This window comes from Acidobacteriota bacterium (genome assembly GCA_016196035.1).
Classification (GTDB): domain Bacteria; phylum Acidobacteriota; class Blastocatellia; order RBC074; family RBC074; genus JACPYM01.
In genome coordinates this window covers 102045-124488 of the sequence record JACPYM010000114.1, presented here as the reverse complement: position 1 = coordinate 124488, position 22444 = coordinate 102045, and the positions used below count along the sequence as shown (strand labels likewise).

The window sequence follows — 22444 nt, the reverse complement described above, 5'->3', positions numbered from 1 at the left end:
GTTGCCGCGCGACAGGAACCAGCGCCTCTCCTGCTATTGAATTCACGCAGGTTCCACCGACAGATGCGGGCGGGCCAAACCGGGTGGAACCCATCGCCGGGCGCGTGACCGGCGCGCGGGCCGGACAACGCCTGGTGCTTTTTGCCCGCAGCGGCGTCTGGTGGGTGCAGCCGACCCGCAACCAGCCCTTCACGGCAATCCAGGCGGATTCACAATGGAAGAGTTCAATCCATCTCGGCACCGAATATGCGGCGTTACTGGTTGCGCCGGGCTACCGGCCGCCAGCCACGCTGGATGAATTGCCCGCCAGCGGTGGCGACGTGGCGGCTGTGGCAGTGGTCAAAGGCGCGGGCACTTTGGCCGCCACCGTGAAGCCCCTCAACTTCAGCGGCTATGAATGGAAAGTCCGCAGCGCACCCAGCGAACGCGGCGGCAAGCTCAATGCCTATGCTCCGGCCAACGTTTGGACGGATGCGCGCGGCGCGTTGCATTTGCGCCTGACGCAGCGCGCCAGCGCGTGGGATTGTGCGGAAGTACAGCTCACGCGCAGCCTCGGCTATGGCACCTATCTCTTCACCGTCCAGGAAACGGCGCATCTGGAACCCGCCGCCGTCTTGAGCCTGTTCACCTGGGATGATTTGGAGGCTAAGCAGAATCACCGCGAAATAGACATTGAACTCACGCGCTGGGGTGATCCCGCCAGCAAGAACGCGCAATATGCGATCCAGCCTTACTACGTGCCCGCCAACGTCGCCCGGTTTGCCGCGCCTGCGGGCGTCCTCACGCATAGCTTTCGCTGGGAGCCGGGGCGGGTGGTTTTTAGCAGCGTGCGGGGCCGCGGCATCCGAGGTGCCACACCAATTGCCGGGCATGTTTTCACGTCGGGGATTCCCACGCCGGGTGGCGAAACGGTTCATCTGAACCTGTATGTCTTCGGCGGCACCGCTAGCCCGTTGCAAAACGAAACCGAGGTGGTCATTGAGAAATTCGAATACCTGCCTTGAGGGCTTTGTTGGGCTGGCGAAACATGTTGGGCGCAGCCGCTGGCTCTGGGCGGGGCTGGCGCTGGCTTGCTGCGTCCAGACGGCCTATGCGCTCGATCCGGCCAGGGCGTTGTCTCAATACCGGCACGATCAATGGAGCGAAGAACAGGGGGTTCCGGGCGGGCCGGTTTACGCCATCGCGCAAACCGCCGACGGCTATCTTTGGCTGGGGACAGAGCAGGGGCTGGTGCAATTCGACGGCTTGAGTTTCTGCCTGCTACAGCATGTCGCCTTTCCCGCGCTGCCCGCCGGGCCGGTGCTGGGACTGGCGACAGACGCGGAAGGGAATCTGTGGATACGGCCGCAGAGTCCGAGTCTGGTGCGGTATCGCGCCGGGAAATTTGAGAATGTCCTGACGGCGCTCGCGCGGGCGGAACCCGGCGTGACCGCGATGGTGCGGGGGGCCAGTGGCGAATTGCTATTTTCAACCCTCGTCAACGGCACGCTCAAATACAAAGCAGGGAAATTGGTGACGCTCGCGCCGATGTCCAACCGGCCTAACTTCCTGGTGATTGCAATGGCGGAGGTGCCCAACGGAGACCTCTGGCTGGGCACGCGGGATACAGGACTGTTCCGGCTGAGCGGCGCACAGACAGTCAATCTCACCGAGGGGCTGCCTGACCGGAAGATCAATTGTTTGCTGCCGGCTGAAAAGGGGGAATTATGGATCGGCACTGATCGCGGGGTCGTGCGCTGGAATGGGTCTGAACTGTCGCAAGCCGGGCTGCCCGCCGCGCTGACACACGTTCAGGCGCTGACGCTGACTCGTGATCGTGATGCAAACATCTGGGTGGGCACTAACGCGCATGGCTTGCTGCGGTTCAATGCCCAGGGCGTAGCCGCTTTGGCCGAAGACGCGCGCGGCACGAGCAAGGCTGTGACAGCGGTGTTTGAAGATCGGGAAGGCAATCTCTGGATCGGTCGGGCCAACGGCCTCGAACGGTTGCGCGAGGCCACGTTTTTAGCGCTGACAGATTTGCCCGCCGAAAAGAACGGGCCGCTGTATGTGGACGCGGAAAACCGCGTGTGGCTGGCGCCGCTGACGGGCGGGTTGCACTGGCGGGAGCAAACCGGACAGCGCGGGCGCGTCACGGTCGCTGGCTTGGACAAAGACGTAGTGTATGCGCTCGCGGGCGGAGGCGGCGAGCTGTGGATCGGCAGGCAGCGCGGCGGGTTGACGCAATTGCGCCTGCGCGGCGGCGCGGCGAGCGCGATCACGTACACACAGGCCGAAGGGCTGGCGCAAAACAGCGTTTATGCGGTTTGCCGCACGCGCGATGGCAGCGTCTGGGCCGGTACGCTCAACGGCGGCCTCAGCCGGTTCAGCGCGGGCAAATTCACGACGTATACACAGGCCCAGGGCCTCGCCTCAAACACGGTGCTGGCGCTGCTGGAAAGTTTTGATGGCACGCTCTGGGTGGCGACGCCGAACGGTTTGAGCGCCTGGTCGAATGGCCGGTGGCAAACCTACACGGCCAGCGACGGTCTGCCCTCAGACGCCGTGAATTGTCTGAGCGAAGATGCGCTGGGCGTGCTGTGGATCGGCACCAACGCGGGCCTCGCCGCTTTTCATTCGGGCCGCTTCCAGCCCTTGCTGGTACGACCGGCAGCCTTGCATGAACCTATTTTAGGCATCGCCGCTGACCAGCAAGGAGCCATCTGGCTGGCGACGGCCAATCGCGTGTTGCGAGTCAGGCGCGACGGCTTGCTGGGCGGCACGCCCGGCGAGGCTGAGGTGCGCGAATTCGGTCTGGCGGACGGCTTGCCCAGTGTCGCGGGCGTCAAGCGCTTCCAGTCTGTCGTGGCGGATGCACGGGGACGCATCTGGTTCTCGCTGAATCGCGGTCTGGCGGTGGCCGATCCGGCGCGGCTGTCTAGCAACGCGGCGCCGGCGCTGGTGCACCTGGAAACGATTTTGGCGGACGGGCAGCCGCTGGCTCTGAACGAGCCGCTGCGTATTTCAGCCGCGCGCCAACGGCTGACGTTTGGCTTTGCCGGGCTGAGTCTGACGCTGCCCCAGCAGGTGCGGTTCCGCTACAAACTCGATGGCTTCGAGGCGGGTTGGAACGCGCCACAGACTGCGCGTGAAGCCGTTTATACCAACCTCAATCCGGGCCCGTATCGCTTCCGGGTTAGCGCCAGCAATGCCGATGGCCGTTGGAATGACGCGGAGGCCACGCTCGCTTTTCAAATCACCCCGCTGTTCTGGCAAACCTGGTGGTTCCGGTTGGCCCCCGTGCTGGCGGGCGGCTTGCTGATGCTGGGACTGTATCGCTTACGGTTGCGCCAAATGACCCGGCAAATGAATGTGCGCTTTGAAGAGCGGCTGGCCGAACGCACGCGCATCGCGCAGGAATTGCACGATACCTTGTTGCAAGGTTGTATCAGCGCTTCCATGCAATTGCATGTGGCCGTGGATCAATTGCCGGAGGATACACCCGCGAAGCCTTTGTTAGGCCGCGTCGGGCAACTGATGGGGCAGGTCATTGAAGAGGGTCGCAACGCCATTCGCGGCATCCGCGCCGCTGACAGTCAGGCGCTTGATCTCGAACAGGCCTTTTCCCGGTTGCCGCAGGAACTCGCCTTGCTGTCGCCGGTGCGCTTTCGCGTCATTGTCGAAGGGCGGCCCCGCGCCTTGCATCCGCTGCTGCGCGATGAAACCTATCGCATAGGCCGCGAGGCCCTGGTCAACGCCTTTCGCCATGCCCGGGCCGAGAGCATCGAAGTCGAATTGGAATACGCCGCCCAGCATTTGCGTCTGTGCGTGCGCGACGACGGTTGCGGGATAGACCCGCAAGTGCTGAGCGCCGGGCGCGCGGGCCATTGGGGACTGACGGGCATGCAGGAACGGGCGGAACGCATCGGCGCGCGCCTCAAGGTGCGCAGCCGCGCCAACGCGGGCACGGAAGTCGAACTTTCCGTACCCGGTCAGCTTGCCTTTCCACACCAGCCCGTGGCGCGTTGGCCCAGATGGCTGGCTGGTTGGTATTGGCGCTGGTACTGGCGCGACACGAAAAGAAAGTCTTGAACCGGAGAAGCTAGTACTCCATCAAGCTGTAAGTGATGGATGCTGAGAGCGCATCCGGGATGTAGGGCGGGATTTAATCCCGCCCTACATCCCTCATTTTCAGCTTGATGGAGTACTAGATCAGTTTGCAATTGCGTATACGGGGCAGCGTGTGGGGACGGTACCGCGCGCGTCAGCAAGCGGCACAGCGTCGTTGCACCAATGGTTCAACGGCTCAAACACCGCTTGCTGACGCGCGCGGTACCGTCCCGCCGCTCAGTGTTTTCCCGTACACCGAAGTGAAAACCGATCTAGAGAAGCCAGAGAAGGAGAATCAATGAGTGAACAAGCCCGCATCCGCGTCTTTTGCGTGGACGACCATCCGCTGCTGCGCGAAGGCATCGCCGCCATCATCAACAATCAACCCGACATGTTGCTGGCGGCGGAAGCGGCCACCGGTTGCGAGGCGATTCGAACCTATCAACAACAGCAACCGGATGTGACGTTGATGGATTTGCGCCTGCCCGATATGAGCGGCATTGATGCGTTGATCGCCATCCGCGCGGATTTCCCCGCAGCCCGCATCATTATGCTGACCACGTTTGAAGGCGACGTGGAAGCGCAACGCGCGCTCGAAGCCGGCGCGCGCGGCTATCTGCTCAAAAGCCTGCCGCCCAAAGAACTGGTCGAAGCCATTCGCCAGGTGCACGCCGGCAAAAAGCGCATTCCGCCCGAACTCGCCGCGCAACTCGCCGAGCACCTGGGCGATGAATCCCTCACCGAACGCGAAATCGAAGTGCTGCGGCACGTGGCCGGAGGCAATCGCAACCGCGACATCGCCGAACAGCTTTTCATTTCCGAAGAAACCGTCAAGGTTCATATCAAGCACATCATGGAAAAACTGGACGCCAGTGATCGCACGCAAGCGGTCGCCATCGCCGTTCGCCGCGGCATCATCCAGCTTTGAGACACCGCTTTGGCGCAAACGCGCGTACCACAAAAGTGGTAGCAAAAGATTCCGCTCTACGGGAATTTCCCTTTCTGACCGCTGCCTTTACTCTTCAGCCTGAAGTGCGCTCGCGGTTTATCAACGACTCAGAAAGGAGGCGCGCGTTGCAAAGATCGTTTTCCTCATTCCCAGCAGGCTGGCCTGGCGCGGGCCTGTTGCTGTTGCGTGTCGCGGTCGGATTCACGGCGGTCATGCAAAGCTGGCTCTGGCTGGCTGAGCGTGAGCAGCGGACGCTGCTGCTCTGGAGCATCGGCCTGCTGGCGCTGATCAGCGGCGTGGCGTTGCTGATCGGATACTTCACGCCGGTCGCGGGCGTCCTGGCAGGGTTGGGCAGCCTGGGTTTCGCGCTTTCCTGGTTTGCCGCGCCCGGTCCGCATCTGTTCGACCAAAAGCTCGCGGCTATCTTTGTCGCCATCATGTCCGCCGCCCTTGTTTTCCTCGGCCCGGGCGCATTCTCCCTCGACTCCCGCCTGTTCGGACGCCGCGAAGTTTTCATTCCACCTGCCGCGCGCGCCCCGAAAGCCTAAGTTTTTTCCTGTCCGGTTCTGTTTCAAGCGTTGACGCCGAACGGCTGCCGCGCTGTGCCGGGTGACTCCCGCTTACCACAATAGTGGTATTTCGGCGTGCAGCTACCGTAGTAGCCAAAAAACACTCCATCCCGTGATGTGGATAGCGCTTCGATTTCGCATAGTGCAACACAGCCGAGGTCAAAGTGACGTTGGCAAACAAGGCGGTGATGACGTCGCTCGCTGCCATCGCCAGACTGAAGAAAATGACCTGGCAAAGGAGAACACATGTCCACGATCCACCTTCACCAGACAACCACCTCGACGCCCGAGCAATACGTCGCCGGGCTTACAGACTTCGGGCCTGGCCGCTCGAAGCTCTTTGGCAACAGCGCCGACGAGTACCTCAAGGTGCATCACCAGGGCCGCTCGGAGGCCGACGTCACGGAAGGTTCAGGCGGCATCTGGGAACGCCTGCACTACGACTGGTCTGATGCCAACCGCGTCGTCCTCACGACGACCGACTCCAACATTTGGGGAGGCGCATCGGGCCACACCTACACCTTCACGCGTCAGCCCAACGGCACGACCGACATTGATTTGGTCGTTGTACGCGACGGCAAGAACCTCAAGGGACGGGTGCTCGGCTTCGTGCTCGGGACCATCGGCAGGCGGGTTTTGGAAAAGGCGTTTGAAAATTCCGTCAAGGCCATCGAAGTCCGGAACAGTGCGGCTAGCGAGAGGATAATGCAGGTCTAAACTGGCATTGAAGCTGCTGATCAAGAAACGAGGGAGAGCTACCTCGCAAGGTATTCCGCCCGGCAAGGAAGCGCTGCTTTAGGTAATCGGTACAGTCACACTCATAGGAGAAATCACAATGCATCCCTTACGCAAACTACGGGAATCCGGTAAGCCTACAGCCGCCCAGGTGAGCGAGCTGCTTGCCGAAAACATCGTATTCAACAGCCCGATCCTGGGACGGCCAATCGAGGGCCGTGAAGCCATCGCGGCGATTTTCGCTCAGTCAAGCTCTACTCGTGGTTCCGGTACTTATACGGCCGAGTTTAAGCTCGATGAGCGCACCACCTTCCTGCGCTGGGTGGGAACCATGGAGGGCCACAAGATCGAGAGCTTCGAGGTCATCGTGGACAACGAGCAGGGGCTGATCGTGGAACGCACTATTGCCCTTCGTCCGTATCCGGCGCTGAAACTGTTCCGCGACGCCATGTATGCATCGCTCAAGGATAAGTTGCCCCCCGATGTTTGGGACTACCCAACGCCGTAGTGTGACCACGACGGGGCGTTTCAGATCGTTTCCTAACCACCTGCACCTTGTCATTACCCAAATCTTTTCAGTTGCGCGCTGAAGGCGCGACGGACATTAGCCGGTTGTGAAACACCGGAACGGCGTCGTTATTGGGTTTGCGTCTCGGCAGGGACGCCGGACTCTGATTTATTCGTAAATCAGCTTCGGTCCCAGCGCCCCTTCAGAGCGCGAAAATGGTGGCATCTTTTCCGGTGGTTCCGCGAAGCACTTCACCACCGGCTAATATCCACAGCCCTTTCAGGGCCAAAAGCCCGAATCGCCAAACGCGAAAGATTTGGGTAGAGACAAGGCTGACACGCGGGCTACTGTCAGTCGCATACATCTGAAAATCGCTATAAGGACGCCAAACTTGATATAGGAGGAACTGCAATGAATCGCAAGAGAATGTTGATGATTGGAATTACCACGATCTGGCTTGCCGCCTTAAGCGGCTTGGCTATTTCCTCGCAGGACAAGTACACCGTGAAAGTACCGGGCGGACTCGCGTTCTCAGAGTTCAGAGGATACGAAGTATGGCAGGCTATCTCCATCAGTCGGAACGAAAGGGTTGTCGCAATGATTCTCGGCAATCCCGCGATGATCGCCGCCTACCAGGCCGGCATTCCCGCCAACGGCAAGCCCGTCCCTGACGGCGCGAAGATGGCCAAGATTCACTGGAAACCGAAACCGAACCAGTTCTTCCCGGATGCGACCGTGCCGGGCGATTTGGTGAACGTGGACTTCATGGTGAAGGACAGCAAGCGGTTCGCGGACAGCGGCGGTTGGGGTTATGCCGTGTTCGATTACAACGCCGCATCCGATACGTTCACGCCCGGCACCACCGCTGGTACGCCGCCGCAGGGGAACGACGCCAAGTGCGGGTTCGCGTGCCACACGAGTGCGAAGGCGAGGGATTACGTTTTTACGGAATACGGAAAGCGGTGAGCCAGGTCAGCCGCGTCCTTAACCGACATCCTGCCGCGCGGTAGATGGTAATCGAGAGAGGCTGACCTATGAGCATAACAATCACAGTTGATATGGTCGTCGCCACGCAAAATCGCGGCGACGGGTGACTCAAGGTGATGGGCCTGTCCCATACGCCACACATTTCCGAATAGGAAGTGATAGGTTGAATGAGGTCAAAAACTGTTTCGAAAACCATCGTCATGTTCTACGCCCTCTGCTTTGCCAGCCTCAGTTTTGCGGGCTGCAAGGGGAGAAACACCGCGCCGGGTCGGGCCGCCGCGCCGCCGCCGCCGGTGGTGTCGGTGCTTGAGGTCGCGCTCGAAGACACGCCGATTTACAGCGAGTACGTTGCACAGACCTTTGCGCGTGATCTGGTCGAAGTGCGGGGCCGCGTGGATGGCTACATTGAAAAGCGCAGCTTTGCCGTCGGCGCGAAGGTGCGGGCAGGCGAGCTGCTTTACGTGCTCGACCTGCGGCCTTATCAAGCCGAGGTCGCCAAGGCGAAAGCGGCAGTGGCGCAAGCCGAAGCGGGTTTGGAATTCGCGCGCAAGCAGGTCGCGCTGGCACAATCGGAAGCCGATCTGGCGCAGGCCGAAGCGAATCTCGCCAAAGCCGAGCAGGACGTGGCGCGGCTCGAACCGCTCACCGCGAAAGAGGCCGCGCCGCAGCAGGATTTGGACAACGCGCGTTCCGCCGTGCGGGTCAACGAAGCCAACGTCAACGCGCGCCGCGCCAGCGTCGAGCAAGCGCGGCTTTCCACGCGCACGCAGGTAGACGCCGCGCAGGCGCAACTCGATGCGGTGCGCGCGGCCTTGCGCCAGGCCGAATTGAATCTGGATTACGCGACGATCCGCGCGCCGATCAGCGGGCGCATCGGCGACAGCCTGATTCAGGTGGGCGGGCTGGTGACCAAGAGTTCGCCGCAGCCGCTGACGACGCTCATCCCGCTCGATCCGATTTGGGTGCGCTTTCAAATCGCCGAAGCCGAACATCTCAGGTTCGTCAAACGCGCCGACCGCGAGGCCGCCACGCGCGTGCCGATGGAACTGATCCTCGCCGACAACAGCGTGCATCCTTACAAAGGTCATTATCAAAACGCCGTCAATCAGGTTGACCCCAAGACCGGCACGCTGGAATTGCAGGCGACCTTTCCCAATCCTGACTTGAACGTATTGCCGGGACAGTTTGGCCGCGTGCGCTTCAGCAATAACCAACGCACCAATGTCATCCTGGTGCCGCAGCGCGCGCTGCAGGAATTGCAGGGCGCGCAATCGGTGCTGGTCGTGGGGCCGGAAAACAAAGTACTCGCGCGCAGTGTCGTCACGGGCGAGCGCGTGGGCGAGCGGCGCATCATCATGCAGGGACTCAAACCCGGCGACCGCGTGATTGTCGAAGGCTTGCAGAAAGCGCGGCCCGGCGCAGTCGTACAGCCGAAACCGTATCAGGCGTCCGCGCCGCAATAGCCCCAGCGGAACAGACGAGATTAACTGGATGTTCAGAACTGACAGGATGCGGCAAAAGTTAAAACGCGAATGACGATTGACTAGAGCGATTTGCAGTTGCGTATCTGGTAGGGCGTGCGGGTGCTGGTACGGTACCGCGCGCGTCAGCAAGCGGGGACGCCGCTGTTGTACCAGTCCGCCTTAGTTGACGCGCCGCTTGCTGACGCGCGCGGTACTGTACTTCCCGTATACCGTGGTGAAAACCGATCTAATCCTGTCAATCCTGAAAATCCTGTCCGATTCAGCGAGTGAATTATGGCGAAGTTTTTCATCCACCATCCCGTGTTTGCGATGGTCATCGCCGCCGTCGTCGTTATCATCGGCGGCGTGGCGATTCCGAGTTTGCCCATCGCGTCGTATCCGCCCGTTGTGCCGCCCGTCGTGCAGATCATCGCCAGCTATCGCGGCGGCAACGCGCTTGATTTGGAAAAGACCGTGGCGCAACCCATCGAGCAGCAGTTGGTCGGCCTCGACGGCATGCTCTATTTCTTTTCGCGCAGCTCGAACGACGGCGTGCTGACGATTGACGTGACCTACCAACTCGGCACCGACATAGACCTGGCCGTCGTCAAAACGCAGAACAAGGTCAGCCTGGCCGCGCCATCGCTGCCGCCCGAAGTCACACGTGAGGGCGTGACAGTCAAAAAAGTCTCTTCGGTCTTTTTGCAGGCCGTGTTGTTGACGGCGTCGGACGGGCGCTACGACGATTTGTTTTTGAACAACTACGCGACGATCAATTTGCTCGATGCGATGGGCAGCCTGCCTGGCGTGGGCGATGTGCGACTGGTGGCGCGCAAAGATTACGGCATGCGCATCTGGATCAACCCGGACAAGATGGCGAAGCTGGGCTTGACGGCGACCGATATGGCAACTGCCATCAGCGCGCAGAACCGGCAGAACCCGGCGGGTTCCATCGGCCAGCCGCCGATGCCCGCGGGCGTGGACTTTCAGTACCCGGTCAATGCCAGCGGTCGTTTGCTGGAACCGGAACAGTTCGGCGACATCGTGGTGCGCGCGCAACCAGACAGTTCGCTGCTGCGCGTCAAAGACGTGGCGCGCGTCGAGTTGGGCGCGCAGGATTACAAATCGTTCAGCCGGCTCGACGGCAAACCGGCGGCGTTGATGGTGGTCTATCTTGCGCCCGGCGCGAACGCGGTCGAGACCGGCAAGCGCGTGCGCGCCTACATGGCCGAAGCGCAGCAGCGGTTTCCTGCTGGCGTCGAATATGCCATTCCCTATGATTCGACGATGTTCGTCACGACTTCGATTGAAGAGGTCGTGCAAACGCTCATCGAAGCCGTGCTGCTGGTGATTCTGGTGGTCTTTATTTTTTTGCAAAGCTGGCGCGCGACGTTGATTCCGCTGCTAACAGTGCCGGTCTCGATCATCGGCACGTTCGCGCTATTTCCCGCGCTCGGCTTCTCGATCAATATGACGAGCATGTTCGGGCTGGTGCTGGCGATTGGTATTGTCGTGGACGACGCCATCGTCGTCGTCGAAGCCGTGCAGCAGGGCATTGATGCCGGCCTCGCGCCGCGCGCAGCCACACTGCGCGCGATGGAAGAAGTTTCGGGGCCGGTCGTCGCTATCGCGTTTATTCTGGCGGCGGTCTTTATTCCCGTCGCGTTTCTGGGCGGCATCACCGGACAAATCTATCGGCAGTTAGCGCTGACCATCGCCGTGTCGGTGTTGATTTCGGCGTTCAGTGCGCTGTCGCTCAGTCCGGCGCTCAGCGCGCTCATCCTCAAACCGCAACGGCCTGACGCCGCCAAAGGCCGTATGACGCGCCTCTTGGACAAATTCTTCGCGGGCTTCAATCGCGCCTTTGAGTGGACAACGCAGCGTTATCTTTCCGGCGTGAGTTTGCTCATCCGCCGGGCGGCGCTGGCAATCCTCGCGCTCGTGATTTTCTTCGTGCTGGCCGGCGGATTGTTCAGAGCGTTGCCGACAGGCTTTTTGCCCGACGAAGATCAGGGCGCGATCTTCACCGCGATTCGGTTGCCCGATGGTGCGTCACTCGAACGCAATCAGAAGCTCACCGCGCGCGTCGAAGAGATCATCAAAGCCACGCCCGGTGTGCAGAACGTGACGACGCTGGGCGGCTTTGACATCACCAGTTCGACTAGCAATTCCAATGTCTCAACGATCATCATCACGCTCGACCCGTGGGACAAGCGCAAGCGCGCAGATCTGCAACTCGACGGGGTGCTGGGCAGATTGCAGCGTCAGTTCAATCAAGTCGAAGGCGCGATCATCTTCGGTTTCGGATTGCCGCCGATTCTGGGCTTGAGCCCGTCAGGCGGCTTTGAATTCATGCTCGAAGACCGCGCGGGCAACGACATCGGGCAATTGGCTGAAGCGACGCAGAGCTTGATCAGTGCGGCCAATCAGCGGCCCGAACTGACACGCGTTAGCACCGGCTTCCGCGACAGCGTGCCGCAGATTTCCGTCCAGCTTGACCGTGACAAAGCGCAAACGCTGGGCATTCCCGTGACTGACGTTTACAACACGCTGCAAACATTTTTGGGCGGCCTTTACGTCAACGACTTCAACCGCTTCAACCGCACCTGGCGCGTGCTGGTGCAGGGCGAACCGGAGTTCCGCACCCGGCCTGAAGAGATCAATCGTTTTTATGTGCGTTCGGCGCAGGGGGTGATGGTGCCGTTGAGCACGTTGGTCAGCAGCCAATCGGTCAGCGGGCCGGAGGTGATCTACCGGTACAACCGTTATCGCACAGCGAAGATCAACGGGGCGGGCGCGCCCGGTTACAGTTCGGGCCAGGCCGCCGCGGCGATGGAAGACCTAGCGCGCACGACTTTGCCGCAAGGCTACGGCTACGAATGGACGGGTACGACCTATCAGCAAAAACAATCCGAAGGCCGCGAAATCTACATCTTCGGCTTTGCGGCGCTGTTAGTGTTTCTCTTTTTGGCGGCGCTCTATGAAAGCTGGTCCATTCCCTTCGCTGTGCTGCTGGCCGTGCCGCTCGGCTTGTTCGGCGCGCTGCTGGCGGTCTTCCTGCGCTCGTATCCCTACGATGTCTACACGCAAATCGGCATTGTCACGTTGATTGGGCTGGCCGCCAAAAACGCCATCCTGATCGTCGAATTCGCCAAGCTAAAACATGAAGAGGGCCAGCCGATTCTCGCTGCCGCGATGGACGCCGCGCGGCTGCGGTTGCGTCCGATTTTGATGACGTCATTTGCGTTCATTCTCGGCGTTGTGCCGCTGGTGGTCGCCTCGGGCGCGGGCGCGGCGTCGCGGCGCGCGTTGGGCACGGCAGTCTTCGGCGGCATGCTGGCGGCGACGCTGCTGGCGATTTTCATCGTGCCGGTGCTCTACGTCGTGATTCAAGGCTTTGCCGAACGCCAGACGCGCGGGCAGCAGGCCGTGCCCGTTGTACCTGCACACGCCGCATCAAAAGGAGAGGATTGAATGAAGCTGCGCATCCTGCTGGTTATGTTGCTGGCGACGGCGTTGAGCGCTTGCCTGACGGGCAAGAATTATAAACGGCCCACCGCGCCCGCGCCGCCGCAATATCGCGGCGCACCGGAAACGACCGAGCCAGCCATTTCACTCGCCGACACGAACTGGCCGGCGTTGTTTCAGGACGAGAGGCTGACCGCACTCGTCACCGCTGCGCTCGCGCAAAATTATGATTTGCGGATCGCCGCCGCGCGTGTCTTGCAAGCGCGCGCGCAACTAGGCGTCACGCGCGCCAGCCAGTTGCCGACGTTCGACGCCAACGGCCAGCCCACCTCCAATCGCACCTCCGCCATTGGCGCGAACAAATTCGTGCCGCGCGACGCCGATACCGCAGTGGAGTTCACGCAAACCGGTTTCGCGCTGGCTTGGGAACTCGACGTGTGGGGCCGGCTGCGTCGTTTGACCGAAGCGGCGCGCGCGCAATATCTGGCGAGCGAAGAAGTGCGTCGCGGCGTCGTCACGACGCTGATCAGCGACGTGACGAGCAATTACCTGAGCCTGCGCGAACTCGATGCGGAACTGGAGATCGCTCGTCAGACCAAGGCCATTGCCGAAGCAGGCTTGGAACTCACCACGCTGCGCTTACGGCAAGGCGTCACCACACGGCTGGACGTGCGGCAGGCGGAGCAGTTTCTTTACACGACGACGCGGCAGCTCGCTTCAGTAACGCGACAGATCGAACAAACCGAAAATCTGCTTAGCCTGCTTGCCGCGCGCAATCCCGGTGACATCGCGCGCGGCAAGACGCTGGCCGAACTCGCTGCGCCTGCGTCCATACCCGCCGGGCTGCCGTCGTCGTTGCTCGAACGCCGCCCGGACATTCGCGCGGCGGAACAACAACTGATCGCCGCCAACGCGCGTATCGGCGCAGCCCGGGCAGCGTATTTTCCGCAGATCGGCTTGACGGCGCTTTTCGGCGTGCAGAGCCGCGCGCTCTCGGACTTGTTTACCGGCCCTGCGCGCACCTGGACATTCGCGCCGGTGACGACCGTGCCGATTTTCAATGCCAACCGCCTTCGCTCCAACGTGCAACTGATCGAAGCCTTGCAACAGGAAGCGCTCATCAGCTACGAGCGCGCGATTCAAAGCGCCTTCCGCGAGGTTTCTGACGCGCTCGTCGCCAATCGCCAGACCGTCGAAGAGCGCAGGCAGCAAGAGCAGTTGGTCAAAGCTTTGCAGGACACGGTCAATCTCTCGACGCTGCGTTATCGCGGGGGCCTCGACAGCTATCTGCAAGTGCTCGACGCGCAGCGCAATCTGTTTCAGGGTGAACTGCTGCTAGCGCAACTGCGCCGCAACGAATTGCTTTCGGTCGTGCAGCTTTACCGCGCGCTGGGGGGTGGCTGGCGGTAAATCAAAGACCGCGCGGCATACACGCACCGCAGTACCACGATAGTGGGATGTCTCCATACTCTTGAAAGTGGTAGCGAAAAACCATTCGATTTCGTGATGTATCGCTTGTTCCGAAAGTTCATAGTCTGAAGTCGCAGAAGCGGTGAAAGAGCCGCCGATTAGTAGATAAAGCAGCACAAAGGTAGCAACGTGTGCTTTTCAACAATGGCTGGAAATTCATAGGAGGAGTTATGGCAACGGCAAAAGTCGCAACAGCGCCAATGAAGGTGGCGCAGGTTCCTAAGGCGGGAGCCGATTTTCAAATCGTCGAACGCGAGATTCCCACCCCCGAGGCAGGGCAGGTGCGCATCAAGGTGCAGGCCTGTGGCGTCTGCCACAGCGATGTGCTCACAAAAGACGGCTGGCCTGGCATTCAGTATCCCCGTGTTCCAGGACACGAGGTGGTAGGCATCATTGATGAAGTGGGGGCTGGTGTTTCCGCGTGGACAATGGGACAGCGCGTCGGCGTCGGCTGGCACGGCGGCCACGCCGGCACGTGCACAGCGTGCCGGCGCGGAGATTTTGGCAATTGCCGGAATATGAAAATAGCGGGCATCAGCTATGACGGCGGCTACCAGCAATACATGGTGGCTCCAGCGGAGGCACTGGTCGCGGTGCCAGAGAGTCTAAGTGATGTCGAAGCAGCACCGCTGCTCTGCGCTGGAATTACCACCTTCAACGCGCTGCGGCACAGCGGAGCGTTCCCCGGCGACCTTGTCGCGGTGCAGGGGATCGGCGGTCTGGGTCACCTCGGAATTCAATTCGCGAACAAGTCTGGTTATAAAGTCGCGGCCATCGGGCGTGGGCCTGAGAATGCGGCGCTCGCCAAGCAACTCGGAGCGCACGTGTACATAGACAGCAAAGCGACGAACGCTGCCGAGGAATTGCAAAAGCTGGGCGGCGCACAGGTCATTCTAGCCACCGCCCCAAGCTCAAAAGCGATGTCCGAGTTGATTGATGGTCTGGGGCCGAACGGCAAGCTCATGGTCGTCGGCGCGGATCTGGCCCCCATCGAGGTCACGCCGGTACAGCTCATTTTCGGAAGTCGAACGATTCAAGGCTGGGCCTCGGGAACACCGATTGATGCCGAGGACACACTGCGCTTCGCCGAACTCACCGGCGTGCGCCCCATGATTGAAACCTATCCGCTCGAAAAAGCGGCGGAGGCTTACGCGCGTATGCTGAGCGGCGACGCCGAGTTCCGCGTCGTGCTGACAATGTGAAGCCGTTGCCGCAAGAAGCCCCGCAGGCCTTTGCCAAATGCTGTCATTGAAGTCGCCGGTTATTGATTGGCGTTCGTCCTGCGCAAGCTTTGCGCATAGTATAGGCGTAGTGGGAAAGCCGTTTGAAACGCGCGAATATCGCAAAAACAAAAGGAGCAGTATGACTACAGAGCCAAAGAAACTCGCGGGCAAGGTGGCCGTCGTGACGGGCGGCTCAAAAGGTATCGGCGCGGCCATCGCGCAACGCCTGGCTGCCGATGGCGCGGCGGTCGCGTTCACTTACGCCAGTTCGCCGCAAAAGGCCGAGGAAGTCGTGCGCGCCATTGAAACGGCGGGCGGCAAGGCCCGCGCCATCCACGCCGACGGCGCCGATGCCGAAGCCGTGCAACGGGCCATCGCCGCAACGGTGGAGACGTTCGGGCGGCTCGACATTCTGGTGAATAACGCGGGCATCGCCACGCTCGCGCCGATTGACCAGTTTTCGATTGAAGAGTTCGACCGGATCGTCGCCATCAATATCAAAGGCGTGTTTCTGATGACGCGCGCAGCCGTTGCTCATCTGCGCGACGGCGGACGCATTATCAACATCGGCAGCGTCAACAGCGATCTGATGCCGTTTGTGGGCGGTTCGGTTTATGCCCTGACCAAAGGCGCGGTGGCCGGATTCACGCGCGGCCTGGCTCGTGATCTTGGCCCGCGCGGCATCACGGTCAATAACATTCAGCCTGGCCCGGTGGACACCGAAATGAACCCGGCGGATGGCCCCTTTGCCGACACGTTGAAAGGAATCATGGCGTTGCATCGTTACGGACAGCCGGAGGAAATCGCCGGGCTGGTGGCATATCTGGCGAGCGCCGAGGCTGGCTACATCACGGGGGCAAACCTTAAGATTGATGGCGGCTTTGCGGCCTGATCATCACGACCGCCGCGCAACACCATGGGCGGCGGTCATTGCATCACAACCAAAAGGAGAACCTCTGATGAAGCAACCCATTCACATTCTCGGTATCGCGGGCAGTTTGCGGCGCGCCTCGTACAATCGCGCCGCGCTGCGCGCTGCCGCCCAACTGGTGCCCGAAGGCGCAGTCCTCGAAATCTTCGAACTGGACGGCATCCCCCTTTTCAATCAGGACGAAGACCAAAATCCGCCCGCCAAAGTCGTCGAACTAAAGCGGCGGATACGCGCGGCGGACGCGATTCTCTTCGTGACGCCCGAATACAACTACTCCATTCCCGGTGTGCTGAAAAACGCGATTGACTGGGCGTCGCGGCCTTATGGCGACAGCGCCTGGAACGGGAAACCGGCGGCGCTGATGGGCGCATCGGTCGGGACGTTCGGCACGGTGCGGGCGCAATACCATCTGCGCCAGATCATGGTGTTCCTGAACATGTTTCCCATCAATCAACCCGAAGTGATGATCGGCAGCGCTCACACGCGCTTCGATCAGGAAGGAAATCTGACGGATGAGCCGACGCAAGAGTTCATTCGGCAGTTGTTACAGAATCTCGTGGCGTGGACGCAACGCCACGGAAAAGCTTGAGTTCACTACCGCTGGCAGAAGGAGGGAGAAAAATGCAACGACAAGCGCCGGCCTTGCAGGCGCTGGCGCCGACGCAATCCGAATCGCCGTTCGTCTTCACGCAACTCGTCGTGCTGGCGCTTTTCGTCATGCTTGGCATTGTCACGACCGATCAAATCCCGCGGCGCTCATGCATAATCATCACCGAGGGCTGATGAAGACCCAAACAAAGCAGGCGGCTTGTGAAAGGCCCATTGAGAAGAGTATGAAGACGCTGGAAAGGAGTTATCGTTAAAGCAGGATGATGGATTCAAACCAATTACTCTTTCTTGAAGACTTGCAACCCGGTCAGCGCTTCACCAGCGGCACGCATACGCTGGACGCAGCGCAGATCAAAGCCTTTGCCCAGCAGTTCGACCCGCAACCCTTCCATCTGGATGACGATGCGGCGAAAGACAGTTTGTTCGCCGGGCTGGCGGCGAGCGGCTGGCATACGGCGGCGCTCACCATGCGCTTGCAGGTCGAGAGCGGGTTGCCGATCCGCGGCGGCATTATCGGCGCGGGCGGGGAACTGAGTTGGCCGCGTCCGACCCGGCCCGGCGACACGTTGCACGTCGAGAACGAAATTCTGGAAGTCACTCCTTCGCGCTCACGGCCTGACCGTGGAATGGTCACCGTGCGCAGCGAGACGCTGAATCAGCGCGGCGAAGTGGTGCAAAGCCTGACCGTCAAATGCGTCGTCTCGCGCCGCCCGGACGCGACCGATCAAGCACAATGAGCTTAGCGCGAAATCGGTCTTATTAGCTGTGAATGATGACACCACAAGACTAAACATCCATTGATTCGTTTGCTTGAACCCGGTGAAGCTTGGTGCGTGGACGAACTGTATTGGCAATGTTTAGATCGGTTTTCACTTCGGTGTATGGCAAAAGCCGCGCAGCGGGACAGTACCGCGCGCGTGAGCAAGCGGCGCTTCGGCGTTTCACTTCGGTGTATGGCAAAAGCCGCGCGCCTACCGTACACGCAAATGAAAACCGATCTAGTTTTGCGACCTGGTAACGTAAAGTTCCCAAAGAATCCAATTATGGACACACTCCTTGACGCCATACTTGATGACGACCGCGCAGTCGTCCAAGCCATGTTGAAAGCCGATCCTGCGCTTGTGACTGCAAGCGTCCGCCAAGCGATACTGCATGAGGCCAAGATTTTTCACTGGCTATACGTCGGTGATACCGCGCTGCATTTGGCTGCCGCCGGGTATCGCGTCGAGATCGTGCGCATGCTGCTGGCGGCGGGAGCGGATCCGAACTCGGCAAAGAACCAGCGCTGGAGCGGCCCGCTCCACTATGCGGCGGACGGTTATCTAGCCAGCGCTGTGTGGGATCCAATGCAGCAAGTCGAGACTCTCAAATGCCTGCTTGAGGCAGGGGCGGACTTGCAGGCGCAGGACAAGAACGGCGCGACCCCCTTGCACCGCGCCGTCCGGACGCGCTGCGCCGCCGCGACGCGCTTCCTGCTCGAGGCGGGCAGCGACGCGACACGCCAGAACAAGCCCGGTTCGACGCCCTTTCACCTGGCGGTACAGGATACCGGTCGCGGTGGTTCCGGAACGGCAGCGGCGCGCGCTGCACAGCGCCAGATCATCCGAGATTTTCTTTCGTTTGGGGTAAGCACTGCGCTCAAGGATGGCAAAGGCAAAACGGTGCTGGCATGTGCGAAGAGCGATTGGATTCGAGAACTACTCCAAACGGAAACAGCGTAATTGCGAGACGCCGAACGCTGCATGAGGCGGTGGCGCTCAAATCCAACAATGGTTATCAAGCGCGCCATTACGGGAGAAGCTGATATAACACCACCGCGCCTTGTTGAAAGACCGGCTTGAAATGCGCCGCGAAAAATTCATCGCGCGCCAGCGGCTGAAGCTGCGGGTTCTCATCCACCAAAAAATACTCCGCGCCCAGGCGCGTCAAGACCTGGAATAAAGCCGCGCTGTCGCGCTGATTTTCGAGGATGCGGCGATACGCCGCCGGCCCAAAAAAATCTCCCATCACCGTCCCATCGGCAAAATAGGTCAGCCGATCCTGTCCAAAGGCGTAAAGAACATAGTTGCTGCCGCGCGTGCGGTTGAGCCATTGATAGGCGCCGTAAGCCGGATGCAAGGCGCTGAGATAAGCGGCGCGCTGTCCCGTCGTGACGGGCAGTTGTGCGGCGGGCCAGGCTTGTTGCAAACGCCGCGCGGCGAAAGGCCAACTGATCACACATAGCAGCGCAACCACGCCGCCCAGCCAGCGCTGGCGCGGGCGCAACCACGGCGAATGCCAAAGCCAATCGGTGGTCTGTCCCGCCATTAACGCCACCAGTGGAAGGATCACCAACAAGTAGCGCATTTGCGGCGCCAGCAAATACACAAAGACCAAGTAAGCGTACACCAGCCACCACAGCCAGGTGATTTGTTTGCGGCATACGGCAAGGCACAGCAACAGCGGGATCAAGCAGAAAAACGGCAGCGATAGGCGGGCTTCGATAAAAAAACTGCTGGGCTGAAAGGCGAGTTTCCACGGCGCTTCCCAGAAGGCCGCGAACCAGTGGTAAGGGATGCCGGACGGGGCGGCAAGGCCTAAATCAATTTTGTCTTCGACCCGCCAGCGCGCTGGGCCAAACCAGGCGAGAAAGGTTGAATTGAGAAAAGGGAAGATCGGATTATGCGTGTAGTAAAAATTCCTGAGATACCAGGGCGCACCCACCAACGCCGCCACAACAGCAAATTTCCCGGCGCATTGCCAAAGCGCGGCACGTCCGAATTTCTGCCAGCCAAACCAACTCACCGCGAGCGTCAGCGCCAGGACGATAAATAACGCCGTGTATTTTGTCCCCGCCGCAAGTCCCGCAAAAGTTCCAGCCAGCATTAACCAGCGTGCTTCGAAGGTGCGCCGCCAGACTTCAACCGCGTAACAAGCCAGGAAGCAAAACGCCATCAAGCCCAAATCAATGTAGGCCGCACCCGCCAGCCAGATCAGCAACGGATTGAATAACAGGTAAGCGCAGGCCCAAACGCCGGCGGAGAAACTCAAAAAACGTTTGCCCCACGCCAATAATCCACACGCCACCAGACCGAGCATTAACGTCTCAATCAACTGCGCGAAAACATCGTCATACAGTAACAAGGCCAGGGTAAATAACATTTCCACGTTTTGCGGAAACACTGGCACGCGCAGATACGTGCCATAAACCAATTGATGTTCACGCGCATAGAGCTTCGCCAACGGCAAGTGATAGACCGTGGCGTCAAAGGCCGTGGGCGGATATAACGGAATCTGCCAGAGTTGCTGAAACCACCAGCCCAAAAACAGTGCCAGCCCAAGCCACGCCAGCCAGCGCCACGACGCTTTGGCGACCAGCGGCTTGATGCCAGCCGCGATTTCCCGCAGCCACGTGCGCCAGACGGAATGACAAAGAACCAGTCCTGCCAACAACGCGCCCGTTAACAAGGCCGGATAAAGCCCGCGCAGCAAGCCCAATAAAAACACCCCCTGCGCGCTCAGCCCCAGCCCCAGCGTGGTTGAAAAGGCGATGCGTTCCGCAGCATTCGCAAATTGAAAATGGCGCAACGCGCGGCGTCCGAAGGCGTAAGCGCACAACGCCAAACCAGCCAGCGCGCCGTAATGTGAGAAGGCAAAAAGCAATTCAGCTTTACGCATAAGTCAGCGTGAAAATCTTTATCGAAGAAATTCGGGCGTTGAAAAAAAACTTCGCGACGGGTAGCGGCGGAGTTAGCGCGCCACGCGATAAAGTTGCGCCAAGCGTTGCGGCGGTGCCCCTAACCAATACAACACCTGCAAACACGACCACAACGCAAAGGTGCGGGCGAACCTCCCTTCAAAGCGGCGTGAGGAAGTCGTGGCGCGGGCGGGCAAGTGCACAAAGCGGCCCGCGCGTTTGAGCCGTTTGAACAAATCCACGTCTTCAAACAGCGGCATGTCGCGATAGCCGCCCAGTCTTTCAAAGACGGCGCGCCGCGCGAAGATGGCCGAATCGCCGTAACACATCCCGCCCAACCGCAAGCAAGGATACAGCCAGGTCAGCCACTGGGCCGCGCGCGTGCCGCCGTCAAATTGCAAACTGAAATGGCCGCCGTTGACGGCAGGATCGGCGAGAGCCGTTGCGATCAACGCCGGGGCTTCGTCCGGCAAGCGCGTGTCGGCGTGCAGGAAGAGCAGGATGTCGCCGCGCGCGACTTGTGCCCCGGCGTTCATCTGCGTGCCGCGTCCACGTGGCGCGGTCAGCACGGACAAGCCACAGCCCTGTGCGCGGGCGACGGTCTCGTCGGTGCTGCCGCCGTCAACGATGATGATTTCGATTTGGTCGCGCCAGGGGGCGAGCGCGGCGGCGGCGGCGCGAATGATGGCGGCTTCGTTGAGCGTCGGGATGATAATCGAGAGGCACATGGGATGGTCGTCAACGTAGCTTGCGATACGGTATGCTTCAGGCGCGGCCATTATCTTTGCCGCCGCGAATTTTGCAGGAGGAGCATAGATGATTTACAGATTGACTCAAGCAGTTTTGTGCGGGTTCTTATTGCTGGTTAGCGTGCCAGTGGCCCGCGCCCAGAATTACACCGAGTATGACCGACTGCTGCGCACCTATGTGGACGCGCGCGGTCTGGTCAATTATGCGGGTTTGAAAAAAGAACTCGGGGCGTTGAAAGGCTTTGTAGACCAATTGGGCGCGGCTGACCCGCTGGCAATCAGCGAGCCGGACGAACGGCTGCGGTATTACCTGACCGCCTATAACGCCTGGGTGCTCTATCACGCGGCCAATGCTTATCCGGCCAAAAACGAAATGTGGAATTTCATCGGGCAGTTCAAAAATCACGAGATCATAATGGGCGGCAAAAAATCTTCGCTAGAGTATCTGGAGCATCAGATTATCCGCCCGCAGTTCAAAGACCCGCGCGCGCATTTTTATTTGAATTGCGCGGCGCGCAGTTGCCCGGGCTTGTGGCAGGGGGCGATTCCAGCGGGCCAAACATTAGCGGTGTTGGAACGGGCGGCCAAACGTTTTCTGAATGATTCACGCAACGTGCAATATGACGCGGCGGCCAAGCGGCTGACCATCTCGAAAATTTTTGACTGGTTCGCCGACGATTTTTTGAATTACCTGAAGACGCAGAAGGGCCTCACCCAGCCGCACATCGCGCAATACATCTTGCTATACCTGGACGCCCCGCAGCGCGAGGCGTTGGCGAAAGCGCCGTTGCATGAGATCAGCGTGAAGTATTTCAGCTATGACAAAAGCCTGAACGAGCAGCGTTGATTTGGCGGGCGCAAGCCTGCACGTGTGGACGTGTGCGAGCGCGGATTAATCTTTCAAAGACAGAAACTTCGCGGCCGGATGTTCCACATTAATTCGTTAGCATCACTTCAGGTTTCGGGGTATATTCCCAACAGCCCAAAATCGCCCGTGTCCCATTAAATAAATTTCCAG

At 60.2% G+C, this 22444-nt stretch carries 19 protein-coding genes; 17 read left to right on the top strand and 2 right to left on the bottom strand.

The features are described from left to right. Window positions 1-83: 83 nt before the first annotated feature. From HY011_32470 to HY011_32395, 16 genes are all read left to right on the top strand, one after another. Entirely contained in the window at window positions 84-1004 is a 921-nt protein-coding gene (locus tag HY011_32470) for a glycoside hydrolase family 16 protein (GenBank protein ID MBI3427662.1), read from the top strand. Beyond that, window positions 928-4071, top strand: coding sequence for a hypothetical protein (locus tag HY011_32465; GenBank protein ID MBI3427661.1), 3144 nt, complete (start codon window positions 928-930; stop codon window positions 4069-4071). Before HY011_32470 ends, HY011_32465 begins: the two co-directional genes overlap by 77 nt. 316 nt (window positions 4072-4387) lie before the next feature. Beyond that, the gene (locus tag HY011_32460; GenBank protein ID MBI3427660.1) at window positions 4388-5017 is read left to right on the top strand and encodes a response regulator transcription factor; all 630 of its coding nucleotides are present in this window, start codon (window positions 4388-4390) and stop codon (window positions 5015-5017) included. A 146-nt stretch (window positions 5018-5163) separates the two neighbouring features. Continuing rightward, complete coding sequence (locus HY011_32455; protein MBI3427659.1) at window positions 5164-5586, top strand: hypothetical protein; 423 nt, start codon at window positions 5164-5166, stop codon at window positions 5584-5586. A gap of 267 nt (window positions 5587-5853) precedes the next feature. Then, window positions 5854-6324, top strand: coding sequence for a hypothetical protein (locus HY011_32450; GenBank protein ID MBI3427658.1), 471 nt, complete (start codon window positions 5854-5856; stop codon window positions 6322-6324). Window positions 6325-6442: 118 nt separating this feature from the next. Then, entirely contained in the window at window positions 6443-6850 is a 408-nt protein-coding gene (locus tag HY011_32445) for a hypothetical protein (protein MBI3427657.1), read from the top strand. A 411-nt stretch (window positions 6851-7261) separates the two neighbouring features. Next, entirely contained in the window at window positions 7262-7816 is a 555-nt protein-coding gene (locus tag HY011_32440) for a cytochrome P460 family protein (GenBank protein MBI3427656.1), read from the top strand. 188 nt (window positions 7817-8004) lie between these two features. Beyond that, a complete protein-coding gene (locus tag HY011_32435) occupies window positions 8005-9300 on the top strand; it encodes an efflux RND transporter periplasmic adaptor subunit (GenBank protein MBI3427655.1) in 1296 nt (431 codons plus the stop codon). A gap of 294 nt (window positions 9301-9594) precedes the next feature. Continuing rightward, window positions 9595-12774 (top strand): multidrug efflux RND transporter permease subunit, encoded by a 3180-nt coding sequence (locus tag HY011_32430; protein MBI3427654.1) that lies wholly within the window; start codon window positions 9595-9597, stop codon window positions 12772-12774. Then, window positions 12775-14178: an efflux transporter outer membrane subunit gene (locus HY011_32425; GenBank protein ID MBI3427653.1), complete on the top strand. Its 1404-nt coding sequence runs from the start codon at window positions 12775-12777 to the stop codon at window positions 14176-14178. A 230-nt stretch (window positions 14179-14408) separates the two neighbouring features. Next, window positions 14409-15440: an alcohol dehydrogenase catalytic domain-containing protein gene (locus HY011_32420; GenBank protein ID MBI3427652.1), complete on the top strand. Its 1032-nt coding sequence runs from the start codon at window positions 14409-14411 to the stop codon at window positions 15438-15440. 160 nt (window positions 15441-15600) lie between these two features. Continuing rightward, complete coding sequence (locus tag HY011_32415) at window positions 15601-16353, top strand: 3-oxoacyl-ACP reductase FabG (protein MBI3427651.1); 753 nt, start codon at window positions 15601-15603, stop codon at window positions 16351-16353. A gap of 67 nt (window positions 16354-16420) precedes the next feature. Beyond that, a complete protein-coding gene (locus tag HY011_32410) occupies window positions 16421-16981 on the top strand; it encodes an NAD(P)H-dependent oxidoreductase (protein ID MBI3427650.1) in 561 nt (186 codons plus the stop codon). A 32-nt stretch (window positions 16982-17013) separates the two neighbouring features. After that, window positions 17014-17175: a hypothetical protein gene (locus HY011_32405; GenBank protein MBI3427649.1), complete on the top strand. Its 162-nt coding sequence runs from the start codon at window positions 17014-17016 to the stop codon at window positions 17173-17175. 86 nt (window positions 17176-17261) lie between these two features. After that, window positions 17262-17738, top strand: a complete 477-nt coding sequence (locus HY011_32400; protein MBI3427648.1) for a MaoC family dehydratase — start codon at window positions 17262-17264, stop codon at window positions 17736-17738. 249 nt (window positions 17739-17987) lie between these two features. Beyond that, entirely contained in the window at window positions 17988-18722 is a 735-nt protein-coding gene (locus HY011_32395; GenBank protein ID MBI3427647.1) for an ankyrin repeat domain-containing protein, read from the top strand. Between the two features lie 67 nt (window positions 18723-18789). Here HY011_32395 and HY011_32390 read toward each other — a convergent pair whose 3' ends face one another. Together HY011_32390 and HY011_32385 are read right to left on the bottom strand one after the other, a co-directional pair. Then, window positions 18790-20658, bottom strand: coding sequence for a phospholipid carrier-dependent glycosyltransferase (locus HY011_32390; protein ID MBI3427646.1), 1869 nt, complete (start codon window positions 20656-20658; stop codon window positions 18790-18792). A gap of 72 nt (window positions 20659-20730) precedes the next feature. Beyond that, entirely contained in the window at window positions 20731-21405 is a 675-nt protein-coding gene (locus HY011_32385; protein MBI3427645.1) for a TIGR04283 family arsenosugar biosynthesis glycosyltransferase, read from the bottom strand. Window positions 21406-21493: 88 nt separating this feature from the next. Here HY011_32385 and HY011_32380 point away from each other — a divergent pair, with 88 nt between their 5' ends. After that, a complete protein-coding gene (locus HY011_32380) occupies window positions 21494-22273 on the top strand; it encodes a DUF547 domain-containing protein (GenBank protein MBI3427644.1) in 780 nt (259 codons plus the stop codon). The last annotated feature ends 171 nt before the right edge of the window (window positions 22274-22444 follow it).